Below are 18,000 nucleotides of genomic sequence, written 5' to 3'. Positions count from 1 at the left end.
AGGACGTCATGGCCCTGAAGACCCGTTTCACCGAGCTCGTCGGAATCGAACATCCGATCGTTCAGGGCGGCATGCAGTGGGTCGGCCGCGCCGAGCTGGTGGCCGCGGTGGCCAACGCCGGCGGCCTGGGCTTCATCACCGCCCTGACCCAGCCCACGCCGGACAAGCTGCGCGAGGAGATCGCCCGCTGCCGGACCCTGACCGACAAGCCCTTCGGCGTGAACCTGACCATCCTGCCGGCCATCAACCCGCCGCCCTACGCCGAGTATCGCCAGGCGATCATCGATTCAGGCGTCAAGATCGTCGAGACCGCCGGCAACAAGCCGCAGGAACACGTCGACGAACTCAAGAAGCACGGCATCATCGTGGTCCATAAGTGCACCTCGGTGCGCCATGGTCTTTCGGCCGAGCGGATGGGCGTGGACGCCATCTCCATCGACGGCTTCGAATGCGCCGGCCACCCGGGCGAGGACGACGTGCCCGGCCTGATCCTGATCCCGGCCGCCGCCGACAAGATCAAGATCCCGATGATCGCCTCGGGGGGCTTCGGCGACGCCCGCGGTCTGGTGGCGGCCCTGGCCCTGGGCGCCGAGGGCATCAACATGGGCACCCGCTTCATGGCGACCAAGGAAAGCCCCATCCACCAGGCCATCAAGGAGCAGATCGTCGCCAATGACGAGCGCTCCACCGACCTGATCTTCCGCACCATGCACAACACCAGCCGGGTGGCCCGCAACGCCGTCAGCCAGCAGGTGGTGGCGCTGGAGAAGCAGGGCGCCAAGTTCGAGGACGTCCGCGAGCTGGTGGCCGGCAGCCGTGGCCGCAACGTCTACGAGGTGGGCGACAACGACGCCGGCATCTGGTCGGCCGGCCAGATCCAGGGCCTGATCCACGACATCCCCTCCTGCCAGGAGCTGATCCACCGCATCGTGGCCGAGGCCGAGGCCCTGATCACCGGGCGCCTGGCCAACTTCGTCACCAAGAAGCAGATGGCCGGCGCCTGATATCGTCGGTCGTTATCGGCGCAGGTTGTGTAAGCTGAAGGTTCCCCGGAGCCCTCGAGACACAGCCCGCCCGTGCCGTCCCCCAGTCTGACCCCCAAGGCCAAGGCCAACGTCTCGACGGTGATCGAGACGATGTACGCCATCGCCGCCGAACCTGATCGGTGGGAGCAGATCGTCCAGGCCCTGGACGTCGACGCCAGCGAGGCGCCGCCCGAGGCCCAGGGCGCCGCCCGACTGGCGGTCCTCGCCGCCGACCGGGCCGAGCCCGCCTCGGTGGGAGTGGTGCTGATCAACGCCGCCGGCGGAGCCAGCGCCTGGAACGCCGCCGGCGAGGCGGTCTTCCACCAGCGCCTGGGAGTCATCGAGGCCCAGGGGCTCCGGTTCTTCAACCCCGCCAACCACGAGGCCCTCGACCAGGCTCGCCATCGCCTGCGCGGAACCCAGGGCCGCCAGGTCATCGTCAAGTTCGCCCAGGCCAATGACGAGGCGCCCCACTTCGCCTATGTGGTCCCCGCCGACGGCCTGCCCCCGGCCCTGGCCGCCGGCCTCGGCGGCGGCGCGACCGCGGGGGAGGGCGCCTGCGCGGTGGTCTTCCCGGCGGTGGAGGCCACCGACCGCCTGTGGGCCAACCTGCGCGAAAGCTTCGGCCTGACCCCGGCCGAGACGCGGCTGGCCGCCCGGCTGAAGGACGGCCTGACCCTGAAGGAGGCCGCGGGCGAGCTGAACGTCAGCTTCAACACCGTCCGCAACCAACTGCGCGCCATATTCGAGAAGGTGGGCCTGTCGCGGCAGAGCGAGCTGATCCGAACCCTGACCCAGCTCGGATCCCTGGCCACTTCGTTCCAGGAGAGTTCCGGCCGCGGCCTGCTTGGCCCGCCCATCGCCGCCACCGAGCGCGGGGCGGTGGAGACCGCGCCGCCCATCCGCCTCCTCACCCTGCGCGACGGCCGCCGCCTGGCCTGGCGGGCCTATGGCGATCCCAAGGGCCGGCCCGTGCTGATGGTCCACCAGGGCCTGGGTTGCAGCGTCTTGCCCCGCGGCACCGACATCCTGGCCCGCGACCTCGGCCTGCGCCTGATCTGTCCCGAACGTCCGGGCGCGGGCCGCTCCGACGCGCGACCCGACTTCAGCTATGAAGGAGTCGGCCGCGACTTGGCCGACCTCTGCCGCGACCAGGGCCTGTCCCAGGTCCAGGTGGCCGCCTTCATGTCCGGCGCCCCCTTCGCCCTGATGGCCGCGCGCGACCTCGGCCCCCTGGCGAGCCGCGTGTTGCTGGCCTCGGCCCGGCCCTCGGGCCAGACCCTGGAGACCGAGAAGGACAAGGGTCACGCGGTGGTGCTGTTCCGGCGTCGAATCCTGCGCAACGCCTGGCTGGCCGACATGATCTTCGCGGTCATGCGCCTGCAGCTCACCCGTCGGCAGCTGGAGAAGTTCGTCCGCGCCGCGGCCTCGGCCCCTGGCGACGCGGCCTATCTGCGCAGCCATCCGGGCGTGCTGGAGTTCATCATCGACTACATCTCGGAGTCTCTCGCCGTGACCAGCCGGGGCATCGCCGACGAGATCAAGTGCTCGGCCCGCAGCCCGACCCTCGACCTGTCGGGCCTGGCCGCCCCCATCACCGTCTGGCACGGCGAGGAGGACCCGATGTCCAGCGCCGCCGACGTCGCCGCCTGGCTCAACGACCGCCAGCAAACGGTGCGGACCTTCCCGGGCGTGGGCCATTTCCTGCCGCACAAGCACTGGCCCGAGGTGCTGGCCTGGCTGGCTAGCGAATAGAGGCGAGGACCTCACCCAGCTCGTCCACCACCTCGGGGGTGGTGGCCCAGGAGCACATGAAGCGCACCGAGCCGTCGATGAACCGGTAGACGAACCAGCCGGCCTTGTGCAGCCGCTTCAGGGTCGCCTCGTCCATGGTGACGAAGACCGCGTTGGCCTCCACCGGATGGGCGAGCGGGAAGGGCATTAGGCCCGCCAGGCGCCGGGCCATGGCGTTGGCGTGGGCGGCGTGGCGGACGAAGGCGCCGTCGGCCAGCATGCCGATGAAGGGGGCGGCGTAGAACCGACCCTTGGAGGGAAGCTGCCCCGACTGCTTCAGCCGCGCGTCGAGCCGGCGGGCCAGGGCGGGGTCGAAGATCACCACCGCCTCCGACGGCGTCATTCCGGCCTTGGTCCCGCCCACCACCAGGATGTCGACGCCGAGGTCCTTGATGGCTTTCAGGTCGAAGCCGGCGGCGGCGGCGTTGGCCAGGCGCGCGCCGTCGAAGTGGACCCGGTAGCCCTTGGCCTTCACCGGCTCGATCAGGGCCTTCAGCGCCTCGACCGAATAGACCGTGCCGTATTCGGTGGCGTTGGTGACCGAGAGCGCGGCGGGCGCCTGCCAGTGGGGCTGGTCGGGGGCGGCAAGCGGCGCGGTCAGGCTGGCGGGATCGATCCGCCCCGAGGCGCCGCGCAGGCCGATCATCCCCAGGCCGTGGCCGAAGAAGCCCGGCGCCCCGGTCTCGTCGGTGGCGATGTGGGAATGCTCGTGGCAGAGCACCCCTTCGAAGGGCTGGCACAGGGTGGCCAGCGAGATGGCGTTGGCCGCTGTGCCCGAGGCCACGAACCGCACGGTGGCGTCGGCGTCCAGCAGGGCGCGCACCGCGTCGGCCCCCCGCCGGGTGATGGGATCGGAGCCGTAGCCGGAGGTCGCGCCGGTATTGGCGGCCACCAGGGCGTCCATCGCCTCGGGGGTGGCGGGGGCGGTGTTGTCGGATGCGAAGTCGTATCTGGCCATCCGCCGAATAGAACCGATCCCGCCGTCTTGGAAACCGCTTTTGCGCCTAGACGCCGCGGCCCCATTCCCGCACGTCGGCGACGAAGAGGTCCGGCTCCTCCATGGCCGCGAAGTGCCCGCCCCGGGGCATCTCGGTCCAGCGGGCGATGTTGTAGGCCCGGTCGGCCCAGGAGCGCGGCGGGGCGGTGTAGAGCGGCTCGCCGGGGAAGTTGGCGAAGGCGGTGGGAGTCTCGCAGCGCTCGCCCTCCTGGAAGGCGATCCCGCCTTCCTCCAGCAGGCCGCGATAGTACCAGGCGCCGGTCGCGAAGCTGCCGGTCATCACATAGATCATGATGTTGGTGAGCATCCGGTCCTTGGGGTGGGCCGCGTCCAGGGACTTCTCGCGCAGGTCCGACCAATCGTGGAAACGCTCGGCGATCCAGGCGGCCTGACCCACCGGATTGCCCGCCCCCATCCAGGCCAGCGACTGGGGCTTGGAGGCCTGCAGGCGGAAATAGGCGCCCATCACGTCCATCATGGCGCCCTGGCGGGTGAGCCAGGCGATCTCGTCGGGGGTCTGGGGGCCGCCGAAGGGGCGGAAGGCCATCATGTTCAGGTGGATGGCGCGGACCTGGGTCCCATGGTCGTGGCCGAGCCAGGAGGTCACCATGGCGCCCCAGTCGCCGCCCTGGGCGATGTAGCTGGGATAGCCCAGGACCTCCGTCATCAGCGTGTTGAACAGCCGCGCCGTGGTCCGCTGGCCGATGGGGCGGGTGGGCTTGGAGGAGAAACCGAAGCCGGGCAGGGAGGGGATCACCAGATCGAAGGCGTCCTTGGCGTCGCCCCCGAAGCGGGAGGGGAAGGCCAGCTTCTCGATGGCGCCCCAGAACTCGTAGTGCGAGCCGGGCCAGCCGTGGGTCACCAGCAGGGGCCGCTTGCCGCCCGCCTCGCCCACCACGTGCAGGAAGTGCAGGTCGTAGTCCTCGACCTTGGCGGTGAACTGCGGGAACCGGTTGAGGTCGGCCACCGCCGAGCGCCAGTCGTAGCGTTCGGTCCAGTGTTCGCAGAGCCCCTTCAGGTAGCCCGCGTCGCAGCCATAGGCCCAGCCGTCCGGAACCTGCGGGATCGCCGGCCAGGGATAGGCGCGCACCTGGTCCAGCACGGCCTGGACGTCGGCCTCGGTCCAGCGGACTTCAAACGGTTGGATCTCGGGCACGCGCGCCTCCCTTTGGAATTTGGCGGCAAGCTCGGCCAATGACGCAGGGGCGGTCAAGCGCGGAGCTAGTTGCCTGGGCGCAGGCCCCGGGCCAGGGCGTGGTTCAGCTGGCGGTGCAACTCGCGGGCCGCGCCTGGCGGCAGCTTGCCGGCCAGCTCCAGGCCCACGGCCCCGTGGGCCGCGGCCCAGAACATCTTGCCGATCTCCTCGGGGTCGCCCTGCAGCACGCCGTCGGCCACCAGGGTCTTGACGTACTGGGTCTGGGTCTCGTGGGCCCGATGTCCCGCCGCCACCAGTTCGGGATATTTCTCGACGTGCGGCTGATCGAGGTCGAACATCAGCTTGTAGGTCTGGGGATGCTCGAAGGCGAAGTTCAGATAGGCCTCGCCCACCGCCGCCCCCTTGGCCCGCGCCCCCTCGGTCCTGGCGTAGGCGGTCTCCAGGGCCTCGGCGAAGCGGTTGAAGCCGTTGGTGCGCACCGCCGCCAGGATGTCCTCCTTGTCGGCGAAGTAGCGGTAGGGGGTCATGGGGCTGACCCCGAGCTCGGCGGCCAGTTGGCGCATGGTCACCGCGTCGGGCCCGCGCTCGGCGAACAGCTTCTCGGCCGCCTCGCACAGGCGCTCGCGGAAATCGGCGACATCGGTCTCGGACAGGACGCGGGGCATACCGGAAACTCTACCAAACAATTCGCTTGCAAGGCGTTACCTCTTACGCAATAAATTTACAACGTAAGAAAAGACAAGGGCGGATGATGGGCGACTGGGACCTGCTGGTGGACCGCAAGGACCTGCGCAAGGCGCAGATCGTCCCGGCTCAGGCGCCGCCCTTGGCCGACGGCGAGGTCCGCCTTCGGGTCGAGCGCTTCTCCTTCACCGCCAACAACGTCACCTACGGCCTGATGGGGGACTCCTTCGGCTACTGGAAGTTCTTCCCGGCCCCCGGGGGCCAGGGCCGCATCCCGGTCTGGGGCTTCGCCACCATCGTCGAGTCCAGGGTCCCCGAGGCCCCGGTCGGCCTGCGCCTGTTCGGCTACCTGCCCATGTCGAGCGCCTTCACCATGCAACTCGCCAAGGGGCGCACCGGCTTCGTCGACCGCGCGCCGCATCGCGCCGATCTGCCGCCGACCTATAACGCCTATGCCGAGGCCCCCGCCGATCCCCTGGACGACCACCGCGCCCTGCTGCGGCCCCTGCTGATGACCTCGTTCCTGCTGGACGACTTCCTGGGGGAGGACGCGAACCTCAAGTCCCTCGTGCTCTCCAGCGCCTCGAGCAAGACCGCCATGGGCCTGGCCTGGTTCGCCAAGGCCCGCGGCCTGGAGGTGATCGGTCTCTCCTCCCCCGCCAACGCCCCGGCCATCGCCGGCCTGGGCCTCTACGACAGGGTCCTGACCTACGACCAGGTGGGGTCCCTGAAGACCGCGGGCCCGGCCGCCTTCGTGGACTTCGCCGGCGACCGGACCACCACCGCGGCGGTCCACGCGGCCCTCGGCGAGGCCCTGACCCGCAGCCTCATCGTCGGCGCCACCCACTGGGAGGCCGGACGTGAGGAGGCCGCCATCGCCGGGCCAACGCCCACCCTGTTCTTCGCGCCCGACCAGATCCGCAAGCGCATGGCCGACTGGGGACCAGGCGAGGTGGAGGCGCGGTTCGACAAGGGCCTGCGCGGCTTCGTCGCCGCCAACCCCTGGCTCACCCTCGTGCAGCACCAGGGTCAGCAGGGTCTGACCGACGCCTATCACCAGGTCCTGGAAGGCCGCGTGCGGCCGCAGGACGGACACATCATAACGCCGGGCTGAACCGGTCATCAGAGGGAGACACGCCATGGACGGCGAGGTTCGCATCAACCCCTATCTGTCGGGCAACTTCGCCCCCGTGCGGTCGGAGGATGACTTCGATCTGGCCGTCACCGGCGAGATTCCGGCGGGCCTGCGCGGCACGCTCTACCGCACCGGCCCGAACCCGCAGTTCGAGCCGCGGGACCCCAACTATCACTGGTTCACCGGCGACGGCATGCTGCACGCCTTCCGGGTTGCGGACGGCAAGGTCAGCTACCGCAACCGCTATGTCCGCACGCCGAAGTGGGAGCTGGAGCACGAGCATGGCCGGTCGCTGTTCGGGGGCTTCAACCCGATGCTCAGCGACCCGCTGGCCGCCGGCAAGGACGGCGGCGTGGCCAACACCAACATCCTCTGGCATGCCGGCCATCTGCTGGCCCTGGAGGAGGGCCACATGCCCTTCGAGGTCGCGCCGGCGACCATGGCCCCCAAGGGGTATGCGCAGCAGTACAAGGGCCGGGTCACGGCCCACCCGAAGATCGACCCCAAGACCGGCGAGATGGTCTGGTTCGGCTACGGCGTCGGTGAGGCGCCGCTGTCGGCCGGCATGAGCTACGGCGTCACCGACGCCAAGGGCGTGGTGACCCGCCGCTCGGACTTCCAGGCGCCCTATTCGGCCATGATCCACGACTTCCTGGTCACCGAGAACTACGTGCTGTTCCCGGTCCTGCCCCTGACCGGCAGCCTGGAGCGGGCCATGAAAGGCCTGCCGCCCTATGCCTGGGAGCCGGAGAAGGGCGGCTATGTGGGGGTCATGCGCCGCGACGCCGACGTCTCCACGATCCGCTGGTTCAACGTGGCCGCCTGCTACGTCTTCCACCCGATGAACGCCTACGAAGTCGACGGCAAGATCGTCGCCGAGGTGGCCCGCTACGACGCCGCCCCCCTGTTCCCCATGGCCGACGGCTCGCCCGGCCTGCGCACCGCCGCGCGGCTCTATCGCTGGACCTTCGACCTGTCGGGCGCCAGCGACGCCATCAAGGAGGAGGCCATCGACGACCTCGACTGCGAGTTCCCGCGCTTCGACGAGCGCCTGGCGGGTAGCGCCTATCGCCACGGCTTCTATGCCGGCGACACCACCAATTCGAAGTCGGTCAAGCTCAACGCCATCGCCCACATCGACCTGGCCACCGGCAAGCGGCAGGTCCACGCCTTCACCGGCGGCGACCTGACCTCCGAGCCGGTCTTCACGCCGCGCTCGGCCGCCGCGCCCGAGGGCGACGGCTGGCTCACGGCGGTGGTCTACCGGGCCGCCGAGGACCGCAGCGACTTCGTGGTCTTCGACGCCCAGGACGTGGCCAAGGGCCCCATCGGCATGGCCCACATGCCCCGCCGCGTGCCCTTCGGCTTCCACGGCAATTGGGTGGCCGACTAGGTCCTCGCCAATATCCTGGCCAGGTAGGTCTCAAGCCGCTCCAGGTCCTTCAGGGTCCCTCGGGCGGCCACCACCTGGTCGGGGCGGATCAGCACCCAGCCCGGCCCCCGCACGCGATAGCGGCGGGCCGCGGTTCCCTGTCGGAGATCCAGGGCCATGACCTGCAGCCGCTCGCCCGCCGGCTTGGTGAGGCTCGCGACCCTGGCCGCGGGGACGCCGAACAGCAGCAGGCTGTGGCAGGGGCGGGAGATCCTGGGCCACAGGGTCGTCCCGTCCCCCAGCTCGGCGTCCAGGGCCCGGCCACCGGCCTCGCCACGCCCGTCGCGCCGCGGCGGCGCCCCCAGGGTGACGAGGCCGCCCCCGCGGTAGACGATCTCGGTTTCCGATAGTTCCGCCTGCAGGCGCCGCTGCACCACCGGCAGCCGGCCGATCACCGCGACGGCGGCGTCGCGCGCGAGGCCCAGCTTCGAGGGCGCCATGCCCAGCCGCAGCTTCTGGGCGGCGGCGGCCACCACCGCCTTGGCCACCGGCCGCCGCTCGGCCTCATAGCTTTGCAGCAGCAGGTCGCGGTCGCCGTGGCCGTGCACCGCGTGGGCCAGCTTCCAGCCCAGGTTCACCGCGTCCTGCAGGCCGGTGTTCATGCCCTGGCCACCGGCCGGGCCGTGGATGTGGGCCGCGTCGCCCGCCAGGAAGCAGCGCCCCTTGCGGTAGCGCGCCGCCAGCCGTTCGTTGATCCTGAAGGCCGAGAGCCAGGTGGCGTCGCTCAGCTTCAGGCCGCGCGGCCCGTGGCGGTCGGTCAGGGCCTGGAGTTCCTCGAGGCTGGGGGGCGTCTGGGCGAGATCGGTCGCCTGCCGGGCCGTCACGATGCGCCAGACGTCCTCGCCGAAGGGGAAGAGGGCGATGGAGTTGTCGTTGCGCCAGCGGATGTAGATACTGCGCCGGTCCAGGTCCCCGCCGGCGATCCTGACGTCCCCCAGCAGGTAGGTCTCCGGCTCGGTGAACCCCTCGAAGGGGATCTCCAGGGCGTGGCGCACGAAGCTGCCGGCCCCGTCGCAGCCGCCCAGATAGAGCGCCTGGGCGGCCTCTGTGGACCCGTCGGAGCGTCGCAGGGTGGCGACAACGCCGTTCATCTCCTGCTCCAGGCCGGTCAGTTCCAGGCCGCGCTCCACCTCCACCCCGAGGGATGAGAGCCGCTCGGTCAGCAGGGCCTCGGTCCGAGACTGGGGGACCAGCAGGGGGTAGCCGAAGGGGCTGTCGATCCCGACCCCCACCGCCAGGCGGGCCAGCTCATAGTCGCCGTGGCCCAGGGACAGGGCGCGCAGCCGCACGCCCTCGGAGGCGAAGGCCTCGGCCGCGCCCATCCCCTGCAGGGCCTCCAGGCTGGCGCTCCAGACCGCCAGGGCCTTGGAGACCGTCGTGGCCTGGGCGGCGCGGTCGATGATCCGCACCCGCGCCGCGAACTGCCGCAGGGTGACGGCGAGCGCCAGGCCGGTCGGTCCGGCCCCCACCACCAGGACGTCGGTCATGGCGGGCTCAGGCGGGAAGCGCGGCGAACCGCTCGGGCTGCATATAGGCGGCGTATTCCTGGGCCATCTCCTCGGTGACCACCTCCAGCAGGATGCGGTTCTCCACCCAGAACTCGATGACGTGGAAGGCGGGGGGCCTGCCCGGCGCGGCGCGGGCGAAGAAGCGGGTGCGCCAGCCCTCCCGCTCGCCGATGGCCTCCACCGCCGCGCGGCTGCGCGGGGTGGAGATCAGCAGGTGGAAGGGCGCCAGGCCGCAGGCCTCGTCGGCCGGGGTGTAGATCACCTGCTGCTCGCCCTCGCCGGGGGCCATCACCACTAGGTCGGGATAGACCTCGATCATGGTCCCGTGCGGGTCGCCGCTCACCGCCATCCGGGCGCCGGGCAGGGGGCCGGAGAAGGGAAAGGCGCGGCCGCCGATCAGTTCGGCCAGGACCTCGGCCACACGGGTCGGGTCGCGGGCGGGGATGGAGACGTGATGGATCATGGTCTGTCCTCCGGGGGGAGGCCCTGCTTCAGGGCCTGGATGAGGGTGCGTATCGTCCAGCTCGCCGAGGCGACCGCGTCGACCTGGGTCAGGCCGCCGGTGTCGGTCAGCCAGCGCCAGTGGGTCGGCGACCAGCAACTGGCCACGGCCAGTCCGCCGCGCCGCCGTTCGTCGGCCGCCAGGTGCGGCAGCTCCGCACCGATGGCCTCGATCCAGGCGCCGATGCGCCGGTCGCGCCCCGCCAGCCGCCGGCGGTCCCAGCTCGGGCTGTCCATCAGCTTGCGCAGCAGCGCGCCATTGGCCTCGTAGAGCGCGAACAGTCGCGCCGGCATTCCCGGCAGCTCGGCCAGGGGCGGCAGGGGCTCGTCCATGCCGATGCGCGGCGACAGCCACTGAAAGAAGGCCGCCATCAGGTCGTCGAGGGTGGGGAAGTGGGCGTAGACCGTGGGCGGCGACACCTGGGCCAGCTCGGCGGCGCGGCGCAGGGTCAGGCCGTCGATCGGGTTGGCCTCCAGGAAGGCGCGGGCGGCCTCCAGGATGCGGTCCCGGGTCTGGGCGGCCTGGGCCTCCCGCAAGGGGCTTCGATAGCGTCTGGCGCTGGTCATGGCGGGGTTCGCGCGTGGGTCTTAATTCACATTACATATGAAAGATGAATTGTCACGCGTCATCGCTCTTGCCCCCGGCTGCGGGGGCGCCCACCATCGCGGCATGATCTTCCAAACACCGGACGTCGCCCAACCCCAGTCGCGCCTGCGGACCGGACTGCGATGGCTGCTGGCCCTGATCTACGCCTTGGTCGGCCTGGCCCACCTGCGCGGCGCGCATGGCTTCCTGGCGATCATGCCGGCCTGGGTCCCCTGGCCCCTGGAGGTGATCCTGGTCACCGGGATCTGCGAAATCCTGGGGGCGATCGGCCTGCTGATCCCGCGACTGCGCTGGATTTCCGGGGTGATGCTGGCGCTCTACGCGATCAGCGTCTATCCGGCCAACCTGCACCACGCTTTCGGCGGCGTGACCGTGGGCGGCCTGCCATCGAGCTGGTGGTACCACGGGCCCCGCCTCGCCTTTCAGCCGGTCTTCGTCTGGTGGGCCCTGTTCGCCGGCGGGGTGATCGACTGGCCCTTCAAGCGGAGCGCGACATGAAGGCGATCTGGTACGACCGCACGGGCCCGGCCCGCGAAGTGCTGGAATATGGCGAGCGGCCGACCCCGGAGCCCGGCCATGGCCAGGCCCTGATCCGGGTTCGTGCCTCTGGGGTCAATCCGTCGGACGCCGGGATGCGGGCCGGACCCGCGGCCATGGCCTATCCGCGCATCACCCCCAACAGCGACGGCGCCGGCGTCGTCGAGGCGGTGGGCCCCGGGGTGGCTCAGACCTGGGTCGGCAAGCGGGTCTGGTTCTACAACGGCCAGCGCAACGGCCGGGCCTTCGGCTCGGCGGCCGAATATATCGAGCTCGACACCGACCTGCTGATGGAGCTGCCCGACAGCGTGTCCTTTGCCGAGGGCGCGACCCTGGGCATCCCCTGCATGACCGCCCACCGCAGCCTGTTCGTGGCCGGTCCGGTTCAGGGCCGCACGGTGCTGGTGACCGGCGGGGCGGGCGCCGTGGGCCACTACGCCGTCCAGCTCGCCAAATGGGCCGGCGCCACGGTGATCGCCACCGTCAGCTCCGATGAGAAGGCGGAGCGGGCGAGGGCCGGCGGCGCCGACCACGTCATCGACTACCGCCAGGAGAAGGTCGCCCGGCGCGTCCGCGAGCTGACGGACGGTGGGGGTGTCCACCACGTCGTCGACGTCGACTTCGGCGGCAATATCGCCACCACCCTGCAGGTGCTGCGGATGAACGGCTCGGTGGCCTTCTACGCCACCAAGGGCAACCGCGAGCCGGTGGTCCCGGCGGGCGCAGTCATGGGGCTGAACCTCGGCGTCCACGGCGTCTATCTGCCGGTCACGCCCCACGAGGCGCGCAAGCGCGCTCAGCAGGACATCACCCGCTGGATCGCCACCGGGGCGCGCATCCTCTCCGTCGCCGGCCGCTTCCCCCTGGCCGACTGCGCCGGGGCCCACGAGCTGGTGGAGTCCGGCGGCAAGGTCGGCACCGTGGTGGTGGAGCCGTGACCCCGGCCGAGACCGCCATCCGTGCGCGGCGCAAGCTAACCAACAAGCTGATCGCCGGCCACGAGGCCGCCCGCCTGCGCCCCTTCCTCGCGCCAGACATCAACCTCATCTCCGGGGACGGCGGCCTGCTGGTGGGGATCGAGGCGGTGCTGGCCGCCTTCGAGGCCCAGTTCCGCGATCCGAGCTTCGTGACCTACCTGCGCACCACCGAGACCGTCCGCCCCGACCAGGATCAGGCCCGCGCCGCCGAGGCCGGGACCTGGGTCGCCACCTGGCGCGGGGCCCCCACCCTGACCGGGACCTATCTGGCGGTCTGGCGGAAGGTCACCGGCCAATGGGTCCTCGAGTCCGAGCTCTATGTGACCCTGACCTCCGCCTGACCCCATGCAGTCCTGCAGAGCGGGTCTGCAAACTTGACCCCTCCCGCAAAGGCCAAGCTCGCACCATATCAGCACCGTCGCCGCTCCCCCGGCGACGATCTTGCTCCTGGAGATAGACGTGAAAATCCTTTGGCCGCTGCTGACGCTCGGCGTGACGATCAGCATGGCGATGTCGACCTGGTCCGGTCACGCCTTCAGCTGACCTATCGGCCCATCTCGGCGAAGGCCGGGATGGGCGGGTCGAGGCTAGGCCTTGACCCTGGCCGGGATCAGCGAGGGCCGGCTGTTCAGCGCCTCGCGATCGAAGCCGGCGAGCTTCTTGTATTCCCCCGCCGTCGCCTCCAGCTCTTCGCGGCTGATCACGTCGTGGACGTGGGAGAAGCCCTTGGGCGCCCGCTCCTCGGCCATCTGCATCACCTGCTCGGGGCCGTTGCCGCGGTTGGAGAGTACGATGCGGCTGGTGGCGGGCCGCCTGGCCCCCTCATAGGCCGCCAGGGCCCCGTCGACCTCGTCCCGGGTCGCCAGCTCATAGGCCAGGGTCCGGGCGTCCAGGATGGCCTGGGAGGCCCCGTTGGAGCCGATCGGGTACATCGGATGGGCCGCGTCCCCCAGCAGGGTCGTGCGGCCGAAGGTCCAGCGTTGCACGGGGTCGCGGTCCACCAGGGGGTATTCGTAGACCTGGCTCGCCCCGCGGATGATGTCGGGCACGTCCAGCCAGCCGAAGTCCCAGGTCTCGAACCGGGGCAGGAAGTCCGCCAACTCGCCCTTGCGGTTCCAGTCCTCCCGTCGCCATTCCACGGTCTCGGGGAAGCGCAGCTCGGCGATCCAGTTGATCGTGGAGCTCCCGCGCCCCTTGGCCTTGGGGTCGATGGGATAGCAGACGAACTTCATGTCCTGATGGCCGGCCATGACCATGGTCGCCCCGCCCAGGAAGGGGGCGCCCTCGGTGACGCCGCGCCAGAGCACCCGGCGGTTCCAGATCGGCGGTCCCTCGTCGGGATAGAACTGGGCGCGCAGGGCCGAGTGGATGCCGTCGGCGGCCACCACCACGTCGCCATGGGCGCTGGGCAGGTCGGCGCCCGTCGTCCGCGAGCGGAAGCGCACCGTGGCGCCGTCCTCGCCGGTCTCGACGCCGGTCGCCTCGTGGTCCAGGCGCACCGCCCCCTTGCCCAGGCGCTCGCGCACGGCGTTGAACAGCAGGAGCTGCAGCACGCCGCGATGGATGGAATACTGGGGCCAGTTGTAGCCCGCGAGGCGGCCGCGCGGCTCGCGCCAGATCTCCTGACCGAACCTGTTGGCGTACATCAGGGCCTCGGTGGCCACGCCGTTGTCGGCCAGGCGGTCGGCGAGACCCAGGTCGGTCAGCTCCCGGACCGCGTGGGGCAGGACATTGATCCCGACCCCCAGGGGCAGGATCTCCGGGGCGGCCTCGTAGACCTCCGTCTCGATCCCGGCGGCGTGCAGGCTGAGCGCCAGGGTGAGGCCGCCGATCCCGGCGCCGACAATGACGACACGCATATAGTTGAACCTTCCCCGTAATTGCGCTCGTTGCTAGGCGGGCGGGGGCGAAGGCGCAAGCCTGGATGCAGGCTCGGCGGTCAGCTCAGCAGGCGGCGGATCGTCTCACGGACGCCCTTCCAGGGCGCCGGCAGGCCGTCGGGGGTGACCTGGGACTGGGGCTCCTTGCGGGAGACCAGAACCTCGATGTACTCGGCCCGGATGCCCCGGCTTATGTCGTCCAGGGTCCAGATGGTGGTGGACAGCCCGCTGGCCTCGTCCAGGTAGTCGGCGATGTCGTAGCCCCAGTCGACGGTCACCAGGGAGCCCTGAACGTCGATGGGATTGGCGTGATAGACCGGCTCCATCAGGTGCTCGACCTTGCCCTGCCGGTCGCGCCGCGCCCGCCGCACCGAGGGCGCGGCCTTGTTGATGATCGGCACGGTGCAGATGTGGAAGCCGCCCGGCTTGAGGGTGCGCGCCACCTCGGCGATGGCGCGGTCGGGCGCGAACAAATGCTCGAACACGTCCTGGGTCACCACCAGGTCGAAGCTCTTGTCGGGGAAGGTCTGGTTCTCCAGGTCCTCGCAGCGCCAGCCCCATTGCGGATGGGCGGTTCCCAGCGGCACGTCGGGGCCGTAGTGGCTGGACACGTAGCCCGGCGCCTCGGCCGCGAGCCGGCGGCTGGCCGCCGTGCCCGGCGAACTCTCATGGATGGCCAGGCTCCGCCAGTCGGGGCGCAGGTCGGCCAGGACCTTCATCAGGGCCCGCTCGCGGGGCTGGCTGCCGCAGTTCCCGCACAGGAAGTGGTCGCGCAGCCAGCCGTCCTTGGCCGTGAAGGTGACCTGCTGTTCGCAGACCGGGCAGACGCCATCGACCTCCAGCAGGAAGCCTGACACCTAGATCAGCGCCCCGTGGCAGTGCTTGAACTTCTTGCCCGAGCCGCAGGGGCAGGGCGAGTTGCGTCCGGTCTGCTGCCAGCCGTCCGGCAGGGCCGACAGCGGCAGGGCCTGGCGCTGCTCCACCGACAGGCCGTCCGGCAGGGCGCCCATCTCGGCGGCGTTCTCGCCGGTGAGCGGGTCCATGTGGACCTCGGTGTAGTTGGAGAGCGGCGCGGGCTCCTCCGGCTCGGCGTAGCTGAACTCCACCGTCATCAGCCAGCGGGTCACGTTCTGGCGCAGGTCCACCAGCAGCTTCTCGAACAGGGAGAAGGCCTCGGTCTTGTACTCGTTCAGCGGATCTCGCTGGGCGTAGCCGCGCAGGCCGATGACGTTGCGCAGGTGGTCCAGGTGCATCAGGTGCTCGCGCCACTGAAGGTCCACCATCTGCAGCAGGAAGCTCTTCTCGATGGTGCGCATCTGCTCCGGCGAGACCGCGGCCTCACGCTCGGCCGCGCGCGCGTCGGCGGCCTTCTGGATGCGCTCCTGGATCTCCTCGTTGGCGATGCCCTCCTCGGCCGCCCACTGGGCGATCGGCAGGTCCATGCCCAGCATGGCCACCACGTGCTCGTGCAGCCCGACAACGTCCCACTGCTCGGCATAGGCCTTGGGCGGCAGGTGGCGGGTGACCAGGTCCTCGATGGTGTCCTGGCGCATCTCGTTGATGACGTCGGACAGGTCGACGGCGTCCATGAACTCGGCGCGCTGCTCGAACACCGCCTTGCGCTGGTCGTTCACGACGTCGTCGTACTTCAGCAGGTTCTTGCGGATCTCGTAGTTGCGCTGCTCGACGCGCTTCTGGGCCGTGGCGATGGCGCCGTTCAGCCACTTGTGGGTGATCGCCTCACCCTCCTGGACGCCGAAGGTGCGCATGATGCCGTCGAGACGCTCGCCGGCGAAGATCCGCAGCAGGTCGTCCTCGCAGGACAGGAAGAACTTCGAGTGGCCGGGGTCGCCCTGACGGCCGGTGCGGCCGCGCAGCTGGTTGTCGATCCGGCGGCTCTCGTGGCGCTCGGTGCCCAGCACGAACAGGCCGCCGGCGGCCAGCGCCTGAACCTTTAGATCGGCGATCTCGGTCTCGATCTCGGCCTTGCGCTTGATGGCCATCTCCGGCGTGACCTCGATGCCCAGGCCCAGCTGCTCCTCGCGCCACTTCAGCACCCGCATGTCGACGTTGCCGCCGAGCTGGATGTCGGTGCCGCGGCCGGCCATGTTGGTGGCGATGGTCACCGCGCCGGGAATGCCGGCGTCGGCCACGATCAGGGCTTCCTGCTCGTGGTAGCGGGCGTTCAGCACGTTGTGCGGGATGCCCTTGACGGTCTTGCCGTTGGCGTCCGTGAACTTGTGGGCCTTCAGCAGCTCCGACAGGGTCTCCGACTTCTCGATGGAGACTGTGCCCACCAGGATCGGCTGGCCGCGCAGGTGGCATTCCTCGATCTGCTTGAGGATGGCCAGGTTCTTCTCGGCCTCGGTCCGATAGACCTCGTCGTCGTCGTCGATCCGCGCCACCGGGCGGTTCGTCGGGATTTCCATGACGTCCATCTTGTAGATGTCGCCGAATTCCTGCGCCTCGGTGGTGGCGGTGCCGGTCATGCCCGACAGCTTCGAATAGAGGCGGAAGTAGTTCTGGATGGTGACCGAGGCCAGGGTCTGGTTCTCGGGCTGGACGTGGGCGCCTTCCTTGGCCTCGATGGCCTGGTGCAGACCTTCGGACAGGCGGCGGCCCTGCATCATGCGGCCGGTGAACTCGTCGATCAGGATCACCTCGCCGGAGCGGACGATGTAGTCCTTCTCGCGGGTGTAGAGGACGTTGGCCCGCAGTGCCTGGTTCACGTGGTGGACGATGGAGACGTTGGCGGCGTCGTAGAGGCCCGCGGAATCCTCGGCCAGGTGGCCGCCGGACATCAGGATGTCCTCGATCTTCTCGGCGCCCTCCTCGGTGAGGATGACCTGCTTCTGCTTCTCGTCGTGGTCGAAGGTGCTGGGATCCTTGATCAGCTCCTTCACCAGCAGGTCGATGGTCTTGTAGAGCTCGCTGCGGTCCTCGGTGGGGCCCGAGATGATCAGCGGCGTGCGCGCCTCATCGATCAGGATGGAGTCCACCTCGTCGACGATCACGAAGTGATGGCCGCGCTGCACCATCTCGCTGGCGTCATAGACCAGGTTGTCGCGCAGGTAGTCGAAGCCGAACTCGTTGTTGGTGCCGTAGGTGATGTCGGCGTTGTAGGCCGCCTGTCGCTGGCCCTGGGACAGGCCGTGCACGATGTTGCCGCTGGTCAGGCCGAGGAAGCTGTAGACCTGGCCCATCCAGTCGCCGTGAAGTTGGGCGAGGTAGTCGTTGACGGTGATGACGTGGACGCCCTTGCCGGCGAGCGCGTTCAGATAGACCGGCGCGGTGGCCACCAGGGTCTTGCCTTCCCCGGTGCGCATCTCGGCGATGCCGCCCTGGTGCAGGACCATGCCGCCCACCAGCTGGACGTCGAAGTGGCGCTGGCCCAGGACACGGCGGGCGGCTTCGCGCACGACGGCGAAGGCTTCCTCCAGCAGCTGGTCGAGGGTCTCGCCCTTGGCCAGGCGCGCCTTGAACTCGGCCGTCTTGCCCCGCAGCGCCTCGTCGGAGAGGCCCTGGATCTGGGGTTCGAGGGCGTTGATCTTCGCGACCCGCGCCATCATGGCCTTGACCTTGCGGTCGTTGGAAGAGCCGAAGAACCGTTGGAAGAGCATGCGAGGGGGACGTCCGGATGATGCGGGGCGGCGGCGGCGGCCGCACTGGACCCTTCGCCTGCCCGGAAATTCCGCTCTTTTCAGGGCGCGCGAGACTTAAGCAGCGCCCCACCAAGTGTCAACGCGGCGAGGGTGGACAAGCTTAAC

At 70.0% G+C, this 18,000-nt stretch carries 16 protein-coding genes; 7 read left to right on the top strand and 9 right to left on the bottom strand.

What is annotated here, in order from left to right:
• Positions 1 to 8 precede the first annotated feature (8 nt).
• Positions 9 to 1,004: an NAD(P)H-dependent flavin oxidoreductase gene (locus ACO06I_RS11925; RefSeq protein ID WP_421932786.1), complete on the top strand. Its 996-nt coding sequence runs from the start codon at positions 9 to 11 to the stop codon at positions 1,002 to 1,004.
• A 72-nt stretch (positions 1,005 to 1,076) separates the two neighbouring features.
• A complete protein-coding gene (locus tag ACO06I_RS11920; protein ID WP_421932785.1) occupies positions 1,077 to 2,780 on the top strand; it encodes an alpha/beta fold hydrolase in 1,704 nt (567 codons plus the stop codon).
• Here the strand turns inward: ACO06I_RS11920 and ACO06I_RS11915 are convergent.
• The 3 genes from ACO06I_RS11915 to ACO06I_RS11905 form a co-directional block, all read right to left on the bottom strand.
• The gene (locus tag ACO06I_RS11915) at positions 2,770 to 3,777 is read right to left on the bottom strand and encodes a threonine aldolase family protein (protein ID WP_421932784.1); all 1,008 of its coding nucleotides are present in this window, start codon (positions 3,775 to 3,777) and stop codon (positions 2,770 to 2,772) included. The two genes, ACO06I_RS11920 and ACO06I_RS11915, sit on opposite strands and share 11 nt — an antisense overlap.
• A 46-nt stretch (positions 3,778 to 3,823) precedes the next feature.
• Positions 3,824 to 4,972, bottom strand: a complete 1,149-nt coding sequence (locus ACO06I_RS11910) for an epoxide hydrolase family protein (protein WP_421932783.1) — start codon at positions 4,970 to 4,972, stop codon at positions 3,824 to 3,826.
• A gap of 65 nt (positions 4,973 to 5,037) precedes the next feature.
• Positions 5,038 to 5,637 carry a TetR/AcrR family transcriptional regulator gene (locus ACO06I_RS11905; RefSeq protein WP_421932782.1) on the bottom strand — a complete coding sequence of 200 codons (600 nt, stop codon included), beginning with the start codon at positions 5,635 to 5,637 and terminating at the stop codon, positions 5,038 to 5,040.
• Between the two features lie 83 nt (positions 5,638 to 5,720).
• Here ACO06I_RS11905 and ACO06I_RS11900 point away from each other — a divergent pair, with 83 nt between their 5' ends.
• Positions 5,721 to 6,770: a DUF2855 family protein gene (locus ACO06I_RS11900; protein WP_421932781.1), complete on the top strand. Its 1,050-nt coding sequence runs from the start codon at positions 5,721 to 5,723 to the stop codon at positions 6,768 to 6,770.
• A gap of 25 nt (positions 6,771 to 6,795) precedes the next feature.
• Positions 6,796 to 8,184 (top strand): carotenoid oxygenase family protein, encoded by a 1,389-nt coding sequence (locus ACO06I_RS11895; RefSeq protein WP_421932780.1) that lies wholly within the window; start codon positions 6,796 to 6,798, stop codon positions 8,182 to 8,184.
• Here ACO06I_RS11895 and ACO06I_RS11890 read toward each other — a convergent pair.
• From ACO06I_RS11890 to ACO06I_RS11880, 3 genes are read right to left on the bottom strand one after another with little or no spacing between them, the layout of a single operon-like run.
• Positions 8,181 to 9,710 (bottom strand): FAD-dependent monooxygenase, encoded by a 1,530-nt coding sequence (locus ACO06I_RS11890; RefSeq protein WP_421932779.1) that lies wholly within the window; start codon positions 9,708 to 9,710, stop codon positions 8,181 to 8,183. The two genes, ACO06I_RS11895 and ACO06I_RS11890, sit on opposite strands and share 4 nt — an antisense overlap.
• Positions 9,711 to 9,717: 7 nt before the next feature.
• A complete protein-coding gene (locus tag ACO06I_RS11885; RefSeq protein ID WP_421932778.1) occupies positions 9,718 to 10,194 on the bottom strand; it encodes a hypothetical protein in 477 nt (158 codons plus the stop codon).
• Positions 10,191 to 10,799, bottom strand: a complete 609-nt coding sequence (locus ACO06I_RS11880) for a TetR/AcrR family transcriptional regulator (RefSeq protein WP_421932777.1) — start codon at positions 10,797 to 10,799, stop codon at positions 10,191 to 10,193. The genes ACO06I_RS11885 and ACO06I_RS11880 overlap by 4 nt, the downstream gene beginning before the upstream one ends.
• A 49-nt stretch (positions 10,800 to 10,848) precedes the next feature.
• Between ACO06I_RS11880 and ACO06I_RS11875 the strand changes: the two genes are divergently transcribed.
• The 3 genes from ACO06I_RS11875 to ACO06I_RS11865 are packed head-to-tail and all read left to right on the top strand — an operon-like array spanning position 10,849 to position 12,694.
• The gene (locus tag ACO06I_RS11875) at positions 10,849 to 11,337 is read left to right on the top strand and encodes a DoxX family protein (RefSeq protein ID WP_421932776.1); all 489 of its coding nucleotides are present in this window, start codon (positions 10,849 to 10,851) and stop codon (positions 11,335 to 11,337) included.
• Positions 11,334 to 12,314 (top strand): NADPH:quinone reductase, encoded by a 981-nt coding sequence (locus ACO06I_RS11870; protein ID WP_421932775.1) that lies wholly within the window; start codon positions 11,334 to 11,336, stop codon positions 12,312 to 12,314. The genes ACO06I_RS11875 and ACO06I_RS11870 overlap by 4 nt, the downstream gene beginning before the upstream one ends.
• Positions 12,311 to 12,694 carry a nuclear transport factor 2 family protein gene (locus ACO06I_RS11865; RefSeq protein ID WP_421932774.1) on the top strand — a complete coding sequence of 128 codons (384 nt, stop codon included), beginning with the start codon at positions 12,311 to 12,313 and terminating at the stop codon, positions 12,692 to 12,694. The genes ACO06I_RS11870 and ACO06I_RS11865 overlap by 4 nt, the downstream gene beginning before the upstream one ends.
• A 246-nt stretch (positions 12,695 to 12,940) precedes the next feature.
• Here ACO06I_RS11865 and ACO06I_RS11860 read toward each other — a convergent pair whose 3' ends face one another.
• The 3 genes from ACO06I_RS11860 to secA all read right to left on the bottom strand — a co-directional run bounded on the left by ACO06I_RS11860 (position 12,941) and on the right by secA (position 17,853).
• Positions 12,941 to 14,212, bottom strand: coding sequence for a flavin-dependent oxidoreductase (locus ACO06I_RS11860; protein ID WP_421932773.1), 1,272 nt, complete (start codon positions 14,210 to 14,212; stop codon positions 12,941 to 12,943).
• A gap of 80 nt (positions 14,213 to 14,292) precedes the next feature.
• On the bottom strand, positions 14,293 to 15,090 hold the full coding sequence (locus ACO06I_RS11855) for a methyltransferase domain-containing protein (RefSeq protein ID WP_421932772.1): 798 nt from the start codon (positions 15,088 to 15,090) through the stop codon (positions 14,293 to 14,295).
• Entirely contained in the window at positions 15,091 to 17,853 is a 2,763-nt protein-coding gene (gene secA / locus ACO06I_RS11850; RefSeq protein WP_421932771.1) for a preprotein translocase subunit SecA, read from the bottom strand.
• Positions 17,854 to 18,000: the final 147 nt, after the last annotated feature.

Origin of the sequence: Phenylobacterium sp. (assembly GCF_965229015.1) — a bacterium.
GTDB lineage: Bacteria > Pseudomonadota > Alphaproteobacteria > Caulobacterales > Caulobacteraceae > Phenylobacterium.
Note: the sequence above shows the minus strand (reverse complement) of the source record. Positions and strands in the feature narration are given on the sequence as shown.